17 protein-coding genes are annotated in these 16,720 nt (G+C 73.9%); 15 read left to right on the forward strand and 2 right to left on the reverse strand.

Annotated features, from left to right (window positions below; genetic code table 11):
- The first annotated feature begins 9 nt into the window (after positions 1 to 9).
- Genes C7Y72_RS20215 through C7Y72_RS20225 form a run of 3 tightly spaced genes read left to right on the forward strand, consistent with a single transcriptional unit; the run spans position 10 to position 3,857 of the window.
- On the forward strand, positions 10 to 1,140 hold the full coding sequence (locus C7Y72_RS20215) for a DUF58 domain-containing protein (protein WP_107571003.1): 1,131 nt from the start codon (positions 10 to 12) through the stop codon (positions 1,138 to 1,140).
- Positions 1,137 to 3,434, forward strand: coding sequence for a transglutaminase TgpA family protein (locus C7Y72_RS20220; protein ID WP_107571004.1), 2,298 nt, complete (start codon positions 1,137 to 1,139; stop codon positions 3,432 to 3,434). Before C7Y72_RS20215 ends, C7Y72_RS20220 begins: the two co-directional genes overlap by 4 nt.
- A gap of 15 nt (positions 3,435 to 3,449) precedes the next feature.
- Positions 3,450 to 3,857, forward strand: coding sequence for a hypothetical protein (locus tag C7Y72_RS20225; protein WP_107571005.1), 408 nt, complete (start codon positions 3,450 to 3,452; stop codon positions 3,855 to 3,857).
- On the opposite strand, the gene C7Y72_RS20230 is transcribed toward C7Y72_RS20225, so the two are convergent.
- Positions 3,800 to 4,210, reverse strand: coding sequence for a hypothetical protein (locus C7Y72_RS20230; RefSeq protein WP_107571006.1), 411 nt, complete (start codon positions 4,208 to 4,210; stop codon positions 3,800 to 3,802). The two genes, C7Y72_RS20225 and C7Y72_RS20230, sit on opposite strands and share 58 nt — an antisense overlap.
- A 105-nt stretch (positions 4,211 to 4,315) precedes the next feature.
- Between C7Y72_RS20230 and rimP the strand changes: the two genes are divergently transcribed.
- From rimP to C7Y72_RS20280, 10 genes are read left to right on the forward strand one after another with little or no spacing between them, the layout of a single operon-like run.
- A complete protein-coding gene (gene rimP / locus C7Y72_RS20235; RefSeq protein WP_233243939.1) occupies positions 4,316 to 4,735 on the forward strand; it encodes a ribosome maturation factor RimP in 420 nt (139 codons plus the stop codon).
- Positions 4,736 to 4,738: 3 nt separating this feature from the next.
- The gene (gene nusA, locus C7Y72_RS20240; RefSeq protein ID WP_107571007.1) at positions 4,739 to 6,295 is read left to right on the forward strand and encodes a transcription termination factor NusA; all 1,557 of its coding nucleotides are present in this window, start codon (positions 4,739 to 4,741) and stop codon (positions 6,293 to 6,295) included.
- A gap of 11 nt (positions 6,296 to 6,306) precedes the next feature.
- Positions 6,307 to 6,534 carry a YlxR family protein gene (locus tag C7Y72_RS24240; protein WP_349016825.1) on the forward strand — a complete coding sequence of 76 codons (228 nt, stop codon included), beginning with the start codon at positions 6,307 to 6,309 and terminating at the stop codon, positions 6,532 to 6,534.
- On the forward strand, positions 6,534 to 9,374 hold the full coding sequence (gene infB / locus C7Y72_RS20250) for a translation initiation factor IF-2 (protein WP_107571009.1): 2,841 nt from the start codon (positions 6,534 to 6,536) through the stop codon (positions 9,372 to 9,374). The genes C7Y72_RS24240 and infB overlap by 1 nt, the downstream gene beginning before the upstream one ends.
- Positions 9,375 to 9,392: 18 nt before the next feature.
- Positions 9,393 to 9,728 (forward strand): 30S ribosome-binding factor RbfA, encoded by a 336-nt coding sequence (rbfA, locus tag C7Y72_RS20255; RefSeq protein WP_107571174.1) that lies wholly within the window; start codon positions 9,393 to 9,395, stop codon positions 9,726 to 9,728.
- A complete protein-coding gene (locus C7Y72_RS20260; protein ID WP_233243940.1) occupies positions 9,725 to 10,744 on the forward strand; it encodes a DHH family phosphoesterase in 1,020 nt (339 codons plus the stop codon). The genes rbfA and C7Y72_RS20260 overlap by 4 nt, the downstream gene beginning before the upstream one ends.
- Before the next feature lies 1 nt (position 10,745).
- On the forward strand, positions 10,746 to 11,564 hold the full coding sequence (gene truB / locus C7Y72_RS20265) for a tRNA pseudouridine(55) synthase TruB (RefSeq protein WP_107571011.1): 819 nt from the start codon (positions 10,746 to 10,748) through the stop codon (positions 11,562 to 11,564).
- Positions 11,561 to 12,451 carry a bifunctional riboflavin kinase/FAD synthetase gene (locus C7Y72_RS20270; RefSeq protein ID WP_107571012.1) on the forward strand — a complete coding sequence of 297 codons (891 nt, stop codon included), beginning with the start codon at positions 11,561 to 11,563 and terminating at the stop codon, positions 12,449 to 12,451. Before truB ends, C7Y72_RS20270 begins: the two co-directional genes overlap by 4 nt.
- A 30-nt stretch (positions 12,452 to 12,481) precedes the next feature.
- Positions 12,482 to 12,754 (forward strand): 30S ribosomal protein S15, encoded by a 273-nt coding sequence (gene rpsO / locus C7Y72_RS20275; protein WP_107571013.1) that lies wholly within the window; start codon positions 12,482 to 12,484, stop codon positions 12,752 to 12,754.
- A 55-nt stretch (positions 12,755 to 12,809) separates the two neighbouring features.
- Positions 12,810 to 13,277 (forward strand): redoxin domain-containing protein, encoded by a 468-nt coding sequence (locus C7Y72_RS20280; RefSeq protein ID WP_107571014.1) that lies wholly within the window; start codon positions 12,810 to 12,812, stop codon positions 13,275 to 13,277.
- Here the strand turns inward: C7Y72_RS20280 and C7Y72_RS20285 are convergent.
- Positions 13,274 to 13,777: an SRPBCC family protein gene (locus C7Y72_RS20285; RefSeq protein ID WP_107571015.1), complete on the reverse strand. Its 504-nt coding sequence runs from the start codon at positions 13,775 to 13,777 to the stop codon at positions 13,274 to 13,276. The two genes, C7Y72_RS20280 and C7Y72_RS20285, sit on opposite strands and share 4 nt — an antisense overlap.
- A gap of 32 nt (positions 13,778 to 13,809) precedes the next feature.
- On the opposite strand from C7Y72_RS20285, the gene C7Y72_RS20290 reads away from it, so the two are divergent.
- Together C7Y72_RS20290 and C7Y72_RS20295 are read left to right on the forward strand one after the other, a co-directional pair.
- Positions 13,810 to 14,328, forward strand: a complete 519-nt coding sequence (locus C7Y72_RS20290) for a DsbA family protein (protein ID WP_107571016.1) — start codon at positions 13,810 to 13,812, stop codon at positions 14,326 to 14,328.
- A gap of 74 nt (positions 14,329 to 14,402) precedes the next feature.
- Positions 14,403 to 16,709, forward strand: a complete 2,307-nt coding sequence (locus C7Y72_RS20295; RefSeq protein WP_107571017.1) for a polyribonucleotide nucleotidyltransferase — start codon at positions 14,403 to 14,405, stop codon at positions 16,707 to 16,709.
- Positions 16,710 to 16,720: the final 11 nt, after the last annotated feature.

Genomic DNA, 16,720 nt, shown 5'->3' on the forward strand with positions numbered 1-16,720 from the left:
GTCCGGGCGATGCGCCGTGGCGACCGCGACCACGGAGGCAGCCGGCCCGCGGCGGGCACGCTGCTGCTCGCGCTCGCCCTGCTCGCCGCGGCCGCGGCGTTCGACGCCGAGCCGCTCTACGTGCCGGGCGTCGCGTTCGGGCTGCTCGCGGTCCTCTGCCTGCTGTGGGTGCGGCTCGCCGCCGCGGGCCTGCGGGTACGGCGCACCGTCTCCGGCGGCCGCGTCCAGGAGGACGACCCCCTGCCCGTCACGGTCACCGTCGTCGGTGGGGTGCTGCGGCTGCCGACCGGCGAGATCCGCGACCCGCTCCTGCGACGCGCGCGGCCGCTGCAGCTCGGGCGCGACCGCCAGGTCGTGCAGGCGACGGCGCGACTGCCGCGGCGCGGACGGCGGCTCGTCGCGCCGCCCAGCGTGCTGGTGCGCGACCCGTTCGGCCTCGCCGCCCGCACGGTCGGCGGCGGCGAGCCGACCGAGGTCCTCGTGCTGCCGCGCGTCGATCCGGTCGTGGTGACCGCGGCGGGCGCGGACGGCACCGGGCTGGGCCTGCGCCGCCGTCGGCGCCCCACGAGCGCCGAGGTCGAGGTCGACGGGGTCGGTCCGCTGCGCCCGGGCACGCCCGCCTCGCGGATCCACTGGCCGTCGATCGCCCGCCGCGCCGAGCCGCAGGAGCGTCGCCTCCACGCCGACGGCGGGCGCCTGCCGGTCGTCGTGCTGGACCCCTCGCCCGACCCGGGCGATCCGCAGGGCGCCGCCGACGACCTCGACGCGGCGGTGCGCGCGGTCGCCTCGCTGGCGGTGCACCTCGCGCGGCGCGGCGGCTGCGAGGTCCTGCTGCCCGGCGATCGCCGGCCCACCGAGCTCGACGCGACCCTCGGCGGCTGGGCCCGGCTGCACGTCCGCCTCGCGCTGGTGGAGGCCGGGCCCGCGCCCGCGACCGCCCAGCTGCGCGGCCGCACCGGCCCGATCGTCCACGTCTCCGCCCGGCGGGTGCAGCGCCCACCGCGCGCGCTGGCCCAGCACGGGGCGGGCCAGGTGCTCGTCGTCCCGGGCTCGATCGCCGGCCGCCGGGCCGCGTTCGCCGTCGCGGGCTGCGCGGGCTACGAGCTCGCCGACCGCCTCGACGCCGCGAGGTCGGCGTGAGCACCCTGGCACCCGCGCCGCGCCGCGAGCGTCCTGCCCGCCGGCCGCCACGCACGGCGCCAGCACCCGCGCCCGTCGCGGCACCGGCGCGCGGCGGCCTGCGGCTCGCCGCCTGGACGCTGCTCGCGCTGCTGGCCGCGCACGCGTGGGCCGACCAGGTCGCCCCGGCCTCGCGCGCTGCCGCGACCGCGAGCGTGCTGCTGGGCAGCGCGATCGGCGCGCTCCTGCTGCTCGCCCCGCGCGTCACGTCGCGCCGGCGGCGGCTGCTGCTCGTCGACGGCCTCGCGGTGGGCGCGCTCGTGCTCGCCCTGGCGACCTGCGGCGTTCCGCTGCGCCTCCTGCTGCCGGACGCCTGGGGCGAGCTGGCGGCCGGCATCGGCCAGGGGCTCGGCGCGCTGCCCGGCGTCCGCGTCCCGTACCGGGGGCTCGACGAGTGGACCCGCGCGACGATCGTCCTCGGCGGCACGCTGCTGGTGCTCGTGTCCGCCTGGGTCGCGTTCGTCCCCCGCGGCGCGGCGACCGGCCGCCCGCTGGTCGCCGCCGGCCTGCTCGCGACGCTGTACGCGGTCCCGGTCGTCGAACGCGCACCCGACCACCCGTTCCTGCAGGGCACCGCGGTCACCGTGCTGCTCGCCGTCCTGCTGTGGGGGGACCGGCTGCCGCGCGGCCAGGCGCGTCCGGCGGCCATCCTGCTGGCGGTGGCGGCCGTCGCGGCCGCGGTGCTCGCCCCGCGCCTGGACGGTGACCGGCCGCTGTTCGACTACGAGTCGTTCGTCGCCGACAGCCTCCAGGGCCGCAACACGAGCACGTTCTCCTGGCAGCACCGCTACGGCCCGCTGAACTGGACGCGGACCGGCCGCGAGGTCCTGCGGATCCGCGCCCGGCAGGGCACCTACTGGAAGGCCGCCGTCCTGCCCGAGTTCGACGGTCGCGCCTGGCGGACGACCGACGCGGTCGACATCCGCACGCCGGACACCGAGATCGCCGAGGACCCCGGCTACCGCCAGCAGCTGACCGTCGTCGTCGCCGGGCTGCGCTCCCCGGAGTACGTGACCGCCGGCTCGACCCGCAGCATCGCCGCGTCGCCACGGCTCGCGATCGAGAGCGGCTTCGGCATCTTCCGGACGGGGTCGCGCCCGCTGCGTCGCGGCGACGCCTACCGCGCCGAGGTGTACGTGCCGCAGCCGTCCCCGGAGACGATGCGCGACGCCGGCAGCAGCTACCCGCTGTTCACCCGCCGGTTCCTGTCGATGGGCCTCCCGGACAGCGAGCGGTCGGTGCTGCTGTTCCCGCGCTGGGGCGAGAGCCAGTCGATCTTCCGCTACGCCCTCGGCGCCCCGCCGCGCTCGGACGGGGAGGAGCAGCTGCTGGCCTCGCCCTACCGGCGCACCTACCGCCTGGCGCAGCGGCTGCGCGCGGCGTCGGCGACCCCGTACGACTTCATCCGCAACGTCCGCGCACGGGTCATGCGCGACGCGACCTACACCGAGACGCCGCGCGTCGACCCGCGCGCGCCGCTGGACGGCTTCCTCTTCGACCGCCGCGAGGGCTACTGCCAGCAGTTCTCCGGCGCGATGGCGCTGCTGCTGCGGATGGGCGGGGTGCCCGCCCGCGTCGCCTCCGGCTTCACCGCCGGCACCTACGACGACGCCCGCAAGGAGTGGGTCGTGCGGGACCTCGACGCCCACTCGTGGGTCGAGGCGTACGTGCCCGGCCAGGGCTGGGTCGCGTTCGACCCGACGCCCGCCGCCGCGCCGCCGCGCTCGCAGCTGCGCGACGACGAGCCCGCGACCACGCCGGACGAGCCCGCCGAGGAGCAGGACGCCGACGAGGGCCCCGCCGGGGCGCCGGCCGACGCGCGTCTGGGCGGCGGTCCGGGCGCACCCGCGGCGAGCCCCGGGGACGAGTCGCTGTCGCTCGGCCCGCCGCTGCTGGTCGTCCTCGCCGCCGGGGCGCTCGTCGCGTTCGTCGTGCGCCGCCGCGTCGGCGTCCGGGCCGACGACCCGCCGGAGCTCGCCGAGCTGCTGCAGGCGCTGCGCCTGACCGGTCGACCGCCCGCGACGGGCACGACGCTGCGCCAGCTCGAGGAGCGGTTCCGGCACGCCCCGCAGGCCGCCGACTACCTGCGCGCGGTCCGCGCGCAGCGGTACGCGCCGTCCGCGACGGGTCCCGGCCGGGCCCAGCGCGCCGCCCTGCGCACGGCGCTGGCCGACGGCCTGGGGGCGGGGGGACGCCTGCGCGCCTGGTGGGCGCTGCCGCCGCGACCCGTGGGCCGGCGCGGCCGACGGGCGTAGACTTCGCGGGGCGGCATGGACGACGTCTACACCCTCTTCCGCAACGGCTCGCGGCTCCTCGACGAGGGGGACTTCCACGCGGCGACCGTGCCGCTGATGCGGGCCCGTGACCTCTCCCCGGGGGAGGACTCGATCCACGAGGCGCTCGGCCGCGCACTGTTCGGGGCGCACCGCTACCGCGAGGCCGCCGCCGAGTTCGCGGCGGTCGCGGCGCACGCGCCGACCAACGACTACGCGCTGTTCTGCCTCGGTCGGGCGCTGCAGCTGTGCGGCCGCCACGCGGAGGCGCGACGGCCGCTGGCGCTCGCCGCCCAGCTGCGCCCGGAGCGCGCGGACTACCGCCGCTATCGCGACGCCGCCCGCCGTCACGCCGGGGACGACGCCCCGCCGTCCGCGGAGCCCGGCGCCGGCCCGGCGGCGTAGCGGGCCCAGGCGGCCTCCTCGACGAGCAGCCCGAGCAGCCGGTCGATCTCCGCCTCCTGGACGGCGACGGCGGGCAGGTCCCCGTGGATCCAGACGGCGCCCTCGCCGGTGTGGGCGAAGCGGACCAGGGAGCCGAGCCGGTTGCGGTGCAGCAGCGCCGACGGGTCGACGCGGCCGGGGCCGACGACCTCCGCCTGGGCGCGCAGCAGCCCGCCGCGCAGCGCGACGCCGACGTGCAGCGGCCAGCCGGCGCAGTCGACCGCCAGGCCCCACTCGCCGGGGGCGACGCGCCGCAACGGCACGCCCAGGTCGGTGAGCGTCTCGTGCACGATCGCGGTCAGCGTGGAGTCCATGCTGGTAGAGTCGCAGCACAGCTTTCCGTGCCGGCCCGGTGCCGGCGGCAGTTTCGGAACGTGGGCGCTCGCCCACGTTTTTTGTTTCCCAGGGAGGATCAGCCGGTGACCAAGGACATCCAGACGCAGGTGGAGACGACGCTCGCGTCGGCGATGCCCGACGTCGAGGTCCTGCTCGCCGAGGTCGTCGCCGGGGGGACGCTGCGGCTGTTCGTCGACCATCCCGACGGTGTGAGCCTCGCGCTCTGCGAGCAGGTCACCCGCGCCCTGGAGGACCTCCGCGAGCAGTACGCGCTGGAGGTGTCCTCGCCGGGCCGGGACCGGCCGCTGGTCAAGCCCGACCACTTCCGCCGCTTCCTCGGCCGCCGCGCCCGCGTGCGGACCCGTGAGGCGCGGGACGGCCACAAGAGCTTCACCGGCGAGCTGGTCGGCGCCGACGACCGAGAGGTCACGATCGCGGCCGAGACCGGCGTCGTCGCGATCCCGTACACCGAGATCCACCGATCGAACCTCGTGGAGGAGTAGCGAATGTCACGCGAGATCATCGAAGCCATCAAGGGCCTCGCCGCCGAGAAGAACATCTCGGACGAGAAGCTCATGGCCGCCCTGGAGGACGCGCTCCTCTCGGCGTACAAGAAGCTGCCGGGGGCGGCCCGCTATGCGCGCGTGGACGTCGACCCGGAGACGGGCGAGTTCATCGTGATGCGCTACCGCATCCCCAAGGACCTCGAGCAGGAGCTGCTCGTGCAGACGGTCGAGGAGGAGTCGTACATCGACCCCGAGACCGGCGAGCGCGTGGAGCCCGCCGACCCCGAGATCGACGCGGCGAAGTTCGAGCAGTACCGCGACCAGATCGAGGAGATCGACGACACGCCGGAGGACTTCGGCCGCATCGCCGCGCAGACCGCCAAGCAGGTCATCCTGCAGCGCATCCGCGAGGCCGAGCGCGACATGATGTTCGAGGAGTTCCGCGACCGCGTCGGCGAGCTCATCACCGGCGTCGTCCAGCAGAAGGACTCCCGCTACACGCTGATCCAGCTGCGCGACCGCGTCGAGGCGCTGCTCCCCAAGAGCGAGCAGGTCGACGGCGAGCGCTACGAGCACAACCAGCGCGTCAAGGCGGTCATCAAGGAGGTCTCGAACTCCACGAAGGGCCCGTCGATTATCGTCTCGCGTCGCGACGCGGACCTGATCAAGGCGCTGTTCGAGCTCGAGGTCCCCGAGATCGCCGACGGCCTCGTCGAGATCGCCGGCGTCGCGCGCGAGCCCGGCTACCGGTCGAAGATCGCGGTGGTCTCCTACGCCGACGGGGTCGACCCGGTCGGCGCCTGCGTCGGCCCGCGCGGCTCCCGCGTGCGCATGGTCGTGTCCGAGCTGCGCGGCGAGAAGATCGACATCATCCCCTACAACGACGAGCCCGCCCGCTTCGTCGCGAAGGCCCTGTCGCCCGCCCGCGTGCGCGAGGTCATCGTCGACGACGAGGCCCGTCAGGCCACCGTCATCGTCCCGGACGACCAGCTGTCGCTGGCGATCGGCCGCGAGGGCCAGAACGCGCGGCTCGCCGCGCGCCTGACCGGCTGGCGGATCGACATCAAGTCCGAGACCGACTTCGCGTCGACCGCGGACGACGAGGGCTTCGAGGAGCAGGTCCAGGACGGCGGCCGCTGCGCGGCGGTCCTGACCAACGGCCGTCGCTGCCCGAACGCGGCACTGGGCGGCTCCCCGTACTGCGGCCTGCAGCTGCACCAGGCGCTGAGCCGGTTCACGACCTCGTCGGTCGCGGTCCTCACGGGCCTGACCGACGCGGACGTCGCGTCGCTCGCCGACCCGGAGAAGTCGCAGGACGACGTGGCGGAGATCGTCGGGCGCGCCGAGGCGGCCTACGCCGAGGCGACCCCGGTCGAGCCCGTCGCGGACGACGAGCCGCTGCCGGACGAGGCGCCCGAGGGCGTCGCGGACGAGGCGCAGGCCGCCGAGGAGCCGCAGGAGGCCGCGGTCGCGGTCGCCGACGAGCCCGCCGCCGAGGAGTCCGCCCCCGAGGCGCAGGAGGAGCCGGCCGCCGAGGGCGAGGGATCGTCGTCGTAGCCCGGAGCCCGATCCGCACCTGCGTCGGCTGCCGGTCGACGCACCCACAGAACCAGCTCGTGCGCCTCGCGGCGCACGAGGGCCACGTCGTCCCCGATCCGGCCCGGGCCCTGCCCGGCCGGGGGGCGTACGTCTGCGGAGCGGCCTGCCTCGAGCAGGCCGTCAAGCGCCGCGCGTTGCCGCGCGCGTTCCGTCAGAAGGTGGCTATTCCCGTAGACCTCGTAGAATCGATTGGCTGATGGCTAAGAGACGTGTGTTCGAAATCGCGCAGGAGCGCGGGATGACCTCCAAGGAGGTCATCGAAGCGCTGTCCGGTGGCGGGATCGCCGTCCGGGCCGCCCAGTCGACGGTCGAGGACCGCCACGTCCTGCGGATCATGGGGCCGCCCCCGCCGCCGCCCGAGCCGGAGCCCGAGCCCGAGCCCACCCCGGAGCCCGAGCCCACGCCGGCCCCGGAGCCCACGCCGGAGCCGGAGCCCGAGCCCGCCGCCGCGGAGGTCGAGCCGACCCCGGAGCCGGTCGCGAAGGCGCCCGAGCCGGAGCCGACCCCGGAGCCGGTGGCCGAGGCGCCCAAGCAGGCGCCCAAGCCCGAGCCGATCAAGGGCCCGAAGATCCTCTCGACGCCGGACGCCCCGAAGGCGCCCGCGCCGACCTCTGCGCCCGCCCCGGCCGAGACGCCCGCGCCCGCGGCGCAGACGCCGCCGCCGGCCGCGCCGACCCCGGCGCCCGCGACCCCGCAGGCAGCGCCGCCCGCGGCCGCGCCCGCGCCGACGGCGCCGGTGACGTCCGCGCCGACCCCGGCGCCCCCGGCGGCGCCCGCCACCCCCGCCGTCGCGGCATCGGCCCCGAGCGCGCCGGCCGCCCCGGCCGCGCAGCAGCCCGCCGCCCAGGCGCCCGCCACCGCGCAGCAGCCCGCCGCGCAGGCGCCGCCCGCCACGGCGACCGACGCGAAGGGCAAGCCGTCCGGCGAGGCCCCGACCCGCCCGGTGAAGACGCCGCGCGCGGACGTGCCGCAGCAGCCGGTCATCGGCGAGAAGCCCGCGCCCGGAGCCGGCCCGAAGATCCTGGCGCTCCCCGAGCCGCCGAAGAAGCCCAAGCGGGACGAGTCGAAGAACCTCCCGACGACCGGCCCCGGCGGCCGTCGCCGCGTGGTCATCGACTCGCAGGCCGCCCGTCGCGGTCCCGGTGGCCCCGGCGGTCCCGGTGGCCCCGGTCAGGGTCCGCCGCGCCGCCAGCGTCGCGGTCGCCGCCGTCGCGGGACCTACGACGACACCGTCCGCCCGCTGGACGAGGCCGCGCAGAAGCAGACCGACGTCTTCAAGATCAACTCGGGGTCCTCGGTCAAGGAGGTCGCGGAGTACCTCGGCGTGGCCGTGCCCGAGATCATCAAGAAGCTGATGACCCTCGGCGAGATGGCGACGCTCACGCAGACGCTGTCCGACGAGGCGATCCAGGTGATCGCCGACGAGTTCGAGAAGAAGATCGAGATCGTCCGCGCCGGTGACGCCGACGACGACATCCCGACCTTCGACGACGACGCCGCGGACCTCGAGGACCGCCCGCCGGTCGTCACGATCATGGGTCACGTCGACCACGGCAAGACGTCGCTGCTGGACGCGATCCGCAGCGCCGACATCGTCGGCGGCGAGGCCGGCGGCATCACCCAGCACATCGGCGCCTACCAGGTGCATCACGACGACAAGGTCGTCACGTTCCTGGACACCCCGGGTCACGAGGCGTTCACCGCCATGCGTGCCCGCGGCGCGAAGGTCACCGACATCGCGGTGATCGTCGTGGCGGCCGACGACGGCGTGAAGCCCCAGACGATCGAGGCGATCGACCACGCGCTCGCGGCCGAGGTGCCGATCATCGCGGCGGTCAACAAGATCGACAAGGAGGGGGCGGACCCCACGCGCGTCCGCACGGAGATGACCCAGCACGGGCTCCAGCCCGTCGAGTGGGGCGGCGAGATCGAGTTCGTCGACGTCTCCGCCAAGGCCCGCACCGGCCTCGAGGACCTCCTGGACACGATCCTGCTCACCGCCGAGGGCATGAACGAGGGCGACGGCCTGCAGGCCAACGCCGACACCGAGGCCTCCGGCGTCGTCGTCGAGTCCAAGCTCGACCCGGGCCGCGGCCCGGTCGCCACCGTGCTGCTGCAGCGCGGCACCCTGAAGGTCGGGGACGCCGTCGTGGCCGGCCCGGTCTGGGGCAAGGTCCGCGCGATGAACGACTACCACGGGCAGCGCATCAGCTCCGCGGGCCCCGGCGACCCGGTCGAGATCCTCGGGTTCGACGGCGTCCCGTCCGCGGGCGAGTACTGCCGCGTGGTCGACCACGAGCGGCAGGCGCGCAGCCTCGCCAACGAGCGCGCGGTGCGCCTGAAGGCCGAGGCGATCGCGCGGCGCTCGGGTCGCAAGCGCAGCCTCGACGACGTCTTCAAGGCGGCGCGCACGAGCGAGACGAAGGACCTCAACCTCATCCTCAAGGCGGACGTGTCCGGCTCGCTGGAGGCGTTCGAGGACGAGATCGCGAAGCTCCCGCACGAGGAGGTGCACGTCAACATCATCCTGTCGGGTGTCGGCGGCATCACCGAGTCGGACGTCATGCTCGCCGCGGCCTCCAACGCGATCATCTACGGCTTCAACGTCCGCCCGGTGGGCGACGCCCGGGCCGCGGCCGATCGCGAGGGCGTCGAGATCCGCAACTACGAGGTCATCTACCGGGCCCTCGACGAGCTGCGGGACGCGATGGAGGGCATGCTCGACGCGATGGACGTCGAGGAGACCGTCGGCACCGTCGAGGTCCGCGCGACGTTCAAGGCCTCCAAGGTCGGCACGATCGCCGGCTGCTACGTCACCGACGGCAAGGTCACCCGCGGCGGCCGCGTGCGGATCATCCGCGACGGCACCGTGGTGCACTCGACGACGGTCGACACGCTGCGGCGGTTCAACGACGACGTCCGCGAGGTCACGTCCGGGTACGAGTGCGGCATCGTGCTCACGAACTACCAGGACGTGCGCGAGGGCGACGAGCTCGAGGTCTACGAGACGCGCAAGGTCGAGCGGACGCTCGCGTAGCCGATGGGCGCGGGCCGCATGCGACGCGTGGACGAAGCGGTCCGCGAGGTCCTCTCGGACGCTCTCACCGGGGGTCTGAAGGACCCCCGGATCGGCTTCGTCACCGTCACCCAGGTGCAGACCAGCCCGGACCTGCGGCACGCGAAGGTGTTCGTCAGCGTGCTCGGGGACGAGACGGTGCGGTCGCAGACCATCGAGGGTCTGCGGTCCGCCCACGGCTACCTGCAGCGGCGTGTCTCCGCGCAGCTGCGGATCAAGAACACGCCGCAGCTGGACTTCTTCCACGACGACACGCTCGACCGCGTGGAGCGCCTCAACGCCCTGATGCAGGACCCGCCGGAGCCGGCCGCGTGAGCGCCGAGCCCCAGCCCGTGGCGGCCGAGCCGACCGCGCGCGACCAGGCGCTCGCCGAGCTGCGCGACGCCGAGAAGTTCATCCTCGTCACGCACGAGAACCCCGACGGCGACGCCCTTGGCTCGCTCGTCGCGATGCACCGCGTGCTCGTGGCGCTCGGCAAGGACTCGGCGATGTTCATGGACGCCGACGAGTTCCCGCTGCCCTACGAGTACCGGTTCTTCCAGCTCGACGGGCTGATCTCCACGCCGCCGGACGACGTCGAGGAGCGCACGGTCGTGTTCCTGGACTGCGGCAACATCGACCGCAACCCGGCCGACGTGGTCAAGCGCGCCGACGCGCACATCCTCAACATCGACCACCACCACGACAACACGCGCTTCGGCACGGTGAACCTCGTGGTCGAGCAGGCGTCGTGCACCGCGGAGATCGTCTGGGACCTCATGCGCGCGCTCGGGGTGACCCCGACCCCGGACATCGCCGACGCCCTGTACGTCGGCCTCGTGACCGACACCGGCAAGTTCATGTACGAGAACACCGGGACGCGCGCGCACGTCATGGCCGCCGAGCTCATCGAGGCCGGGGTGGACGTCAACGCGATCTACCGGCGGCTCTACGAGGAGATGCCCTACGCGAAGCTCGAGCTGCTCGGGCGCGGCCTCGCGAACATCCAGCGCTTCGACGACGGGTCGCTGACCTTCACGCGCCTCAGCCGCGCCGACTACGAGGCGGCCGGGGCGGAGGAGAGCTACTCCGAGGGGGTCATCGACCACCTGCGCTGCGTGCAGGGCACCCGCGTCGCGGCCGTGGCGCGCGAGGTGCTGGCCCCCGACAACGTCCCGCCGCTGCGCAAGAAGGTGTCGCTGCGCTCCACCGACGGCACGGTCGACGTGTCCGTGATCGCGCGGGCGGGCGGCGGCGGCGGTCACCGGCAGGCGGCGGGCTTCACGACGACGATGTCCGACGACGAGCTGGTCGCGTTCCTGCGCGGGCAGGTCGCCGCGCAGCTCGCCTGACGTGCCGGCCCCGCCACCCGCCGACGGCGTCCTGCTGATCGACAAGCCCGCCGGGGTGACGAGCCACGACGTCGTCGCGCGCGTGCGCCGCTCCCGCGACCGGGCGAAGACCGGGCACGCCGGCACGCTCGACCCGTTCGCGACCGGCCTGCTGCTGGTCCTCGTCGGCCGGGCGACGCGCGCGCAGCAGTTCCTGATGGGGCTGCCGAAGTCCTACGAGACGGTCGCGCGGCTCGGCGCCACCTCGACCACCGGGGACCCGGAGGGGGAGATCGTGGAGACCGGCGCGGTCCCCCCGGACCCGCCGGAGCTCCCGGTGGGGCGGGTGGTGCAGACGCCGCCCGCGTACTCGGCGATCAAGATCGGCGGCGAGCGGGCCTACGCGAAGGCACGGCGCGGCGAGGTGGTCGAGGTCCCGCAGCGCACGGTCACCGTGACACGGTTCGAGCAGCTCTGGCGCGAGGGGGACCGCGCCGCGTTCGCGATCGACTGCAGCTCGGGCACCTACGTGCGCTCCCTGGTCATGGACCTCGGCGACGCCTACTGCCTGGAGCTGCGGCGCACCGCGATCGGGCCGTTCTCGGTCCGGGACGCGGACCCCGAGCGGCTGCTGCCGCTCGGCGACGTGCTCGCGCGCGTCCTGCCGCAGGTGCCGCTGGACCCCGAACGGGCGCGCCGCGCCGGCCACGGCGTCGCGGTGGAGGGCACGGCGCCGGACGGGGCGCCGCACGTGCTGCTGACCGACGAGGACGGCCCGATCGCCGTCGCGCAGCCACGTGACGGCGGTCTGCTCAAGCCCGTCGTAGGCTTCCGGGGATGAAGGTCACGCACCTGCCCGACGCGGAGCCCCGCGAGCGCCGGGTCGCGGTCGGCATGTTCGACGGCGTCCACCGCGGCCACCGCGAGGTCATCGCGGGCGCCGACACCGTCCTGACGTTCGACCCGCACCCGTCCTCGGTGGTCGCCCCGCACGCGGTCCCGCCGCTGCTGACGACCCTCGAGCGCAAGGCCGAGCTCGTCGGCGGGCTCGGCATTCAGGAGCTCGTGGTGATCCCGTTCGACCGGGACTTCGCGTCCCGCAGCGCCGCGTCGTTCGTCGACGACGTGCTCGTCGGGGCGCTCGGCGCCACGCACGTGTCGGTCGGGGAGAACTTCGCCTACGGCCACAAGGCCCAGGGCACGACCGCGCAGCTGGAGGCCGACCCGCGGTTCGAGACCCGGGTGGTCCCGCTGCTGGAGGTCGGCGACGAGATCGTCAGCTCCAGCCACATCCGCGGCCTCATCCTCGGGGGCGCCGTCCGGTATGCCGACCAGCTGCTCGTGGAGCCGTTCGTGCTCGACGGCGAGGTCTCCCACGGCGAGAAGCGCGGGCGCACGCTCGGCTTCCCGACCGCGAACCTCGTGCCGCCCGACGGCTACGTCGTCCCCGGTCACGGCGTGTACGCGTGCCGCGTGCGGCTGCCGGACGGCAGCTGGCACGCCGCCGCGACGAACGTCGGCGTGCGCCCGCAGTTCGAGACCGGGCTCGGCGAGCTGATCGAGGCGTACCTCATCGACTTCAGCGGCGACCTCTACGGCCAGCGGATCCGCGTCGAGTTCCTCGAGCGGCTGCGCGGCGAGAAGCGCTTCGACTCCGTCGAGGCGCTCGTGGAGCAGATGCACGCGGACGTCGACCGGGCGCGGGACGTCGCCGCACAGCGCTCCTGACGCCCGGGCTGCTAGCCTCCCCCGTCGCATATGAGCACCCTGACCCCCGAGCGCAAGCAGCAGATCGTCGAGCAGTTCGGCGCGAACCCGCAGGACACGGGCAACACCCGCGTCCAGGTCGCGCTGCTGACGGAGCGCATCAACCTCCTCACGGAGCATCTGCGCACCCACAAGCACGATCACCACTCGCGCCGCGGGCTCCTCATGCTCGTCGGTCAGCGCCGCAACCTCCTGAACTACCTCGAGAAGAAGAACCTCGAGGGGTACCGCGCGCTCATCAAGGAGCTCGGCCTGCGCAAGTAGGCCGCGGCCGCCCGCCGGGCGGCCGTCCACCCGCCCGCTCCGCTAGGTTGCGGGCGTGTCCATCATCGCACCCGGAACCCCGGTCCCCGCGTTCACGCTCAAGCGTGGCGACGGCGGCGACTTCACGAACGCCGACCTCGAGGGGAAGACGACCGTCCTGGTCTTCTACCCGTTCGCCTTCAGCCCGGTCTGCAACGACCAGTTCCAGGTCTACGAGGAGGTCCTGGACGAGTTCACCGCCAAGGGCGCGACGCTCTACGGGGTCTCGACCGACGCGACGTGGTCGCAGGGCGCCTTCAAGGAGAAGCTCGGCGTCAGCATCGAGATGCTGTCGGACTTCGAGCCCAAGGGCGAGACGGCGAAGAAGCTCGGCGCCTACTTCGAGCCCGCCGGCATGACGAACCGCGCGCTCGTCGTGATCGGCCCGGACGGCGTGGTGGCCTGGTCGCACCTGGCCGACTCCCCGGGCGACCTGCCCGGCGCGAACCTCATCTTCGACGGCCTCGACGCCGTCTCCGCCTAGGCCGAGGCCGGGACCGCGGCGCGGCGGGCGATGTCCGCCGCGACCAGCGCCGGGGTGACGCGCGCGCGGTGCTCGAAGATCGCCTCGACGTCGCGGCGCACGAACAGCGTGTGCGCGAGGTCCCCGAGCGGACCGAACCCGATCGCGTAGCGGACCGTGTCGGTCATCTCGGTGCGGTCGTCCCCGACCGGCTCGAAGGTGTGGGTGTGGTGCCACAGCGCGTACGGCCCGCGCAGCTGCGTGTCGACGAACGAGGGCGTGCGCGCGTCGGCGTCCCAGCGCTGGATCAGCGTCTGCCAGCGGATCGGCAGGCCGTGGATGCGCAGCCGGTACTCGATCAGGGTGCCGACGGCCATCTCGATCGGGGCGGGCGTGATGACCCGGAACCGCAGCAGCGGCGGGGTGATCGCCTCGAGGTTCGTGGCGTCGGCGAAGAACGGGAAGACCTCCGCCGGGGTCCCGTCGAGCACCTGGCGCCGCTGCAGGGTGTGGATGCGCATGCCCGCAGGCTACGGCGTCTAGGCTCTGGCCGATGACGGACCTGCGCAGCGCTCCCGCCCCGGGGCCGCGGGAGGACGACCACGTCCGGGGGCCCGCCGACGCACCGCTGGTGATCGCCTACGCCGACTTCTCCTGCCCGCGCTGCGCGGTCGCCTGGGAGCGGCTGCGGGAGGGGGAGATCCGGCTCGTGTTCCGCCACTTCGCGCTGCGCACGAAGCACCCGCGCGCCGTCCCGCTGGCGCTCGCCGCGGAGGCGGCGGCCTGCCAGGGCCGCTTCTGGGAGCTGCACGACCGCCTGTACGCCGACCAGGGCCGCCAGGACGACCCGCACCTGTGGGCGCACGTGCAGGACCTCGGGCTCGACCTCGACCGCTTCGAGGCCGACCGCCGCTCCGACGCGGTGGCCGCCCGCGTCCGCGCGCACGTCACCGAGGCGCTGCGCGCGGGCGTGACCGCGACCCCGACGCTCGTGGTCGACGGCACGCTGCATCCCGGTGCTCCGGAACGCGCGTGGTTGCGCACGTTGCGCCGCCCGACCGACTACACTTAAGCGGTTCGGATCCAAAGAGACGCAAAGACGCGGCCCGCCGACCGAAGGGCGAGGCCAGAAGGGACGTACCACATATGAGCAGCTTCGCTGCCACCACGGTCACCGTCGAGATCGGTGGTTCCACGATCTCGTTCGAGACGGGACGCCTGGCCAAGCAGGCCGGCGGCTCGGTCCTCGTGACCCAGGGCGACACGCTCGTCCTCTGCACCGCCACCGCCGGCGGTGAGCGCGACGTCGACTTCCTCCCGCTGACGGTCGAGGTCGAGGAGCGCCAGTACGCCGCGGGCAAGATCCCCGGCTCGTTCTTCAAGCGCGAGGGTCGCGCGGGCGAGAAGGCGATCCTCACCGCCCGCATGATCGACCGCCCGCTGCGCCCGCTCTTCCCCAAGGGCTGGCACCGGGAGACGCAGCTCGTCGCCGTGCCGATGAGCATCGACCACGAGCATCCCTACGACATCCTCGCGATGAACGGCGCGTCCGCCGCGCTGATGCTCTCGGACATCCCGATCCCGTTCCCGGTCGCCGCCGTGCGCATGGGCAAGATCGACGGCAACTTCGTCATCAACCCGCCCGAGGCGTCCCTCGAGGACGACGGCGACTCGACGCTCGACCTCATCGTGTCGGGCTCCGAGGACGCCATCCTCATGGTCGAGGCGGGCGCCGACCAGATCCCCGAGGCCGAGATCCTCGACGCGCTCGACATCGCCCACGACGCGATCAAGAAGATCTGCGCGGCGCAGCGCGAGCTGGCCGAGCAGTGCGGCAAGGAGAAGGTCGCCTTCGAGGCCAAGGGCGTCGACGAGGACCTCTACGCCAAGGTCAAGGCCGCGTACACCGACAAGCTCGACGCCGCGACCTCCATCGTCGACAAGATGGAGCGCCAGGACGCGTCGAAGGCCGTCATCGAGGAGATCGTCGCGGAGTTCGGCGGCGACGAGTCCGCCGACGACCACGCCGAGCGCAAGGCCGCCGCGAAGGCCGCGGCCGCGAAGCTCGAGAAGTCGATCATCCGCGAGCGCATCGCCGTCCACAAGAAGCGCCCCGACGGTCGCGGCGAGAAGGAGATCCGCCAGATCACGATCGAGGCGGGCCCGCTGCCGCGCACCCACGGCTCGGCGCTGTTCACGCGCGGCCAGACGCAGGCGATGTCCGTCGTCGCGCTCGGCACGCTCAAGGAGGAGATGCGGCTCGACACGCTCGGCCTCCAGACCAACAAGTACTACTGGCACCACTACAACTTCCCGCCCTTCTCGGTCGGGGAGGCGGGCCGCATGGGCGGCCCCAAGCGCCGCGACATCGGCCACGGGGCGCTCGCCGAGCGCGCGCTCGCCGCGGTCGTGCCGTCGATCGAGGAGTTCCCGTACACGATCCGCGTCGTGTCCGACATCCTCGAGTCCAACGGCTCCTCGTCGATGGCGTCGGTCTGCGGCTCCTCGCTGTCGCTGATGGACGCGGGCGTGCCGATCAAGGCGCCGGTCGCGGGCATCGCCATGGGCCTGATCAAGGAGGGCGACGACTACGTGGTCCTCACCGACATCGCCGGCGTCGAGGACCACCTCGGCGACATGGACTTCAAGGTCGCCGGCACCAAGGACGGCATCACCGCCCTGCAGATGGACATCAAGATCACGGGCGTGACCTTCGACATCCTGCGTGACGCGCTCGCCCAGGCCAAGGAGGCCCGCGAGGACATCCTCGGCCAGATGGCCGCCGTGATCGAGGCGCCCCGCGAGGAGCTCTCGCAGTTCGCGCCGCGCATCGAGAAGATCAAGATCGACCAGGACAAGATCGGTCTGCTCATCGGCAAGGGCGGCGAGACGATCCGTGGCCTCTGCGACGAGTTCGACTCGCAGATCACGGTCGAGGACGACGGCACCGTGCTGATCTACTCGGCCAACGGCGAGCTGGCCACCGCGCTCGTCGCGCGGATCCAGTCGATGACCAAGGAGGTCGAGATCGGCGACGAGTTCCCGACCGCGAAGGTCGTCAAGACGACGACGTTCGGCGCGTTCGTGGAGCTCGCCAAGGGCACCGACGGCCTGCTGCACATCAGCAACGTCTCCCCGGGCCAGCGCGTCGACACGGTCGAGGACGTCCTCAACAAGGGCGACGAGATCAGCGTCAAGGTCGTCGAGGTGGACCGCGAGCGCGGCCGCATCGGCCTGCGCCTCGCCGACGACCCGGAGATCGCCGGCAAGTCCAAGGAGGAGCTCGCCACGATCAAGGCCGAGCCCTCGCGCGGCGGCGGCGGTGGCGGGCGTGACCGCGGCGGCCGTGGCGGCCGTGACCGCGACCGCGGCGGCGACCGTGGCGGCGAGGGCCGGGGCTCCGGCCGCCCGCGCCACCGCAGCCGCGGCGACAGCGACCCGGACCGCGGCTGAGGCGGCGGACC

The sequence above is a fragment of the Paraconexibacter algicola genome (genome assembly GCF_003044185.1).
Taxonomy (GTDB): domain Bacteria; phylum Actinomycetota; class Thermoleophilia; order Solirubrobacterales; family Solirubrobacteraceae; genus Paraconexibacter; species Paraconexibacter algicola.

Bases quoted from the DNA above. Each gene is read 5' to 3' on its own strand.
- C7Y72_RS20215 (WP_107571003.1), top strand. From the start codon at position 10: ATGCGCCGTGGCGACCGCGACCACGGAGGCAGCCGGCCCGCGGCGGGC.
- C7Y72_RS20225 (WP_107571005.1), top strand. From the start codon at position 3,450: ATGGACGACGTCTACACCCTCTTCCGCAACGGCTCGCGGCTCCTCGAC.
- C7Y72_RS20230 (WP_107571006.1), bottom strand. From the start codon at position 4,210: ATGGACTCCACGCTGACCGCGATCGTGCACGAGACGCTCACCGACCTG.
- nusA (WP_107571007.1), top strand. From the start codon at position 4,739: ATGTCACGCGAGATCATCGAAGCCATCAAGGGCCTCGCCGCCGAGAAG.
- infB (WP_107571009.1), top strand. From the start codon at position 6,534: ATGGCTAAGAGACGTGTGTTCGAAATCGCGCAGGAGCGCGGGATGACC.
- rbfA (WP_107571174.1), top strand. From the start codon at position 9,393: ATGCGACGCGTGGACGAAGCGGTCCGCGAGGTCCTCTCGGACGCTCTC.
- C7Y72_RS20270 (WP_107571012.1), top strand. From the start codon at position 11,561: ATGAAGGTCACGCACCTGCCCGACGCGGAGCCCCGCGAGCGCCGGGTC.
- rpsO (WP_107571013.1), top strand. From the start codon at position 12,482: ATGAGCACCCTGACCCCCGAGCGCAAGCAGCAGATCGTCGAGCAGTTC.
- C7Y72_RS20285 (WP_107571015.1), bottom strand. From the start codon at position 13,777: ATGCGCATCCACACCCTGCAGCGGCGCCAGGTGCTCGACGGGACCCCG.
- C7Y72_RS20290 (WP_107571016.1), top strand. From the start codon at position 13,810: ATGACGGACCTGCGCAGCGCTCCCGCCCCGGGGCCGCGGGAGGACGAC.
- C7Y72_RS20295 (WP_107571017.1), top strand. From the start codon at position 14,403: ATGAGCAGCTTCGCTGCCACCACGGTCACCGTCGAGATCGGTGGTTCC.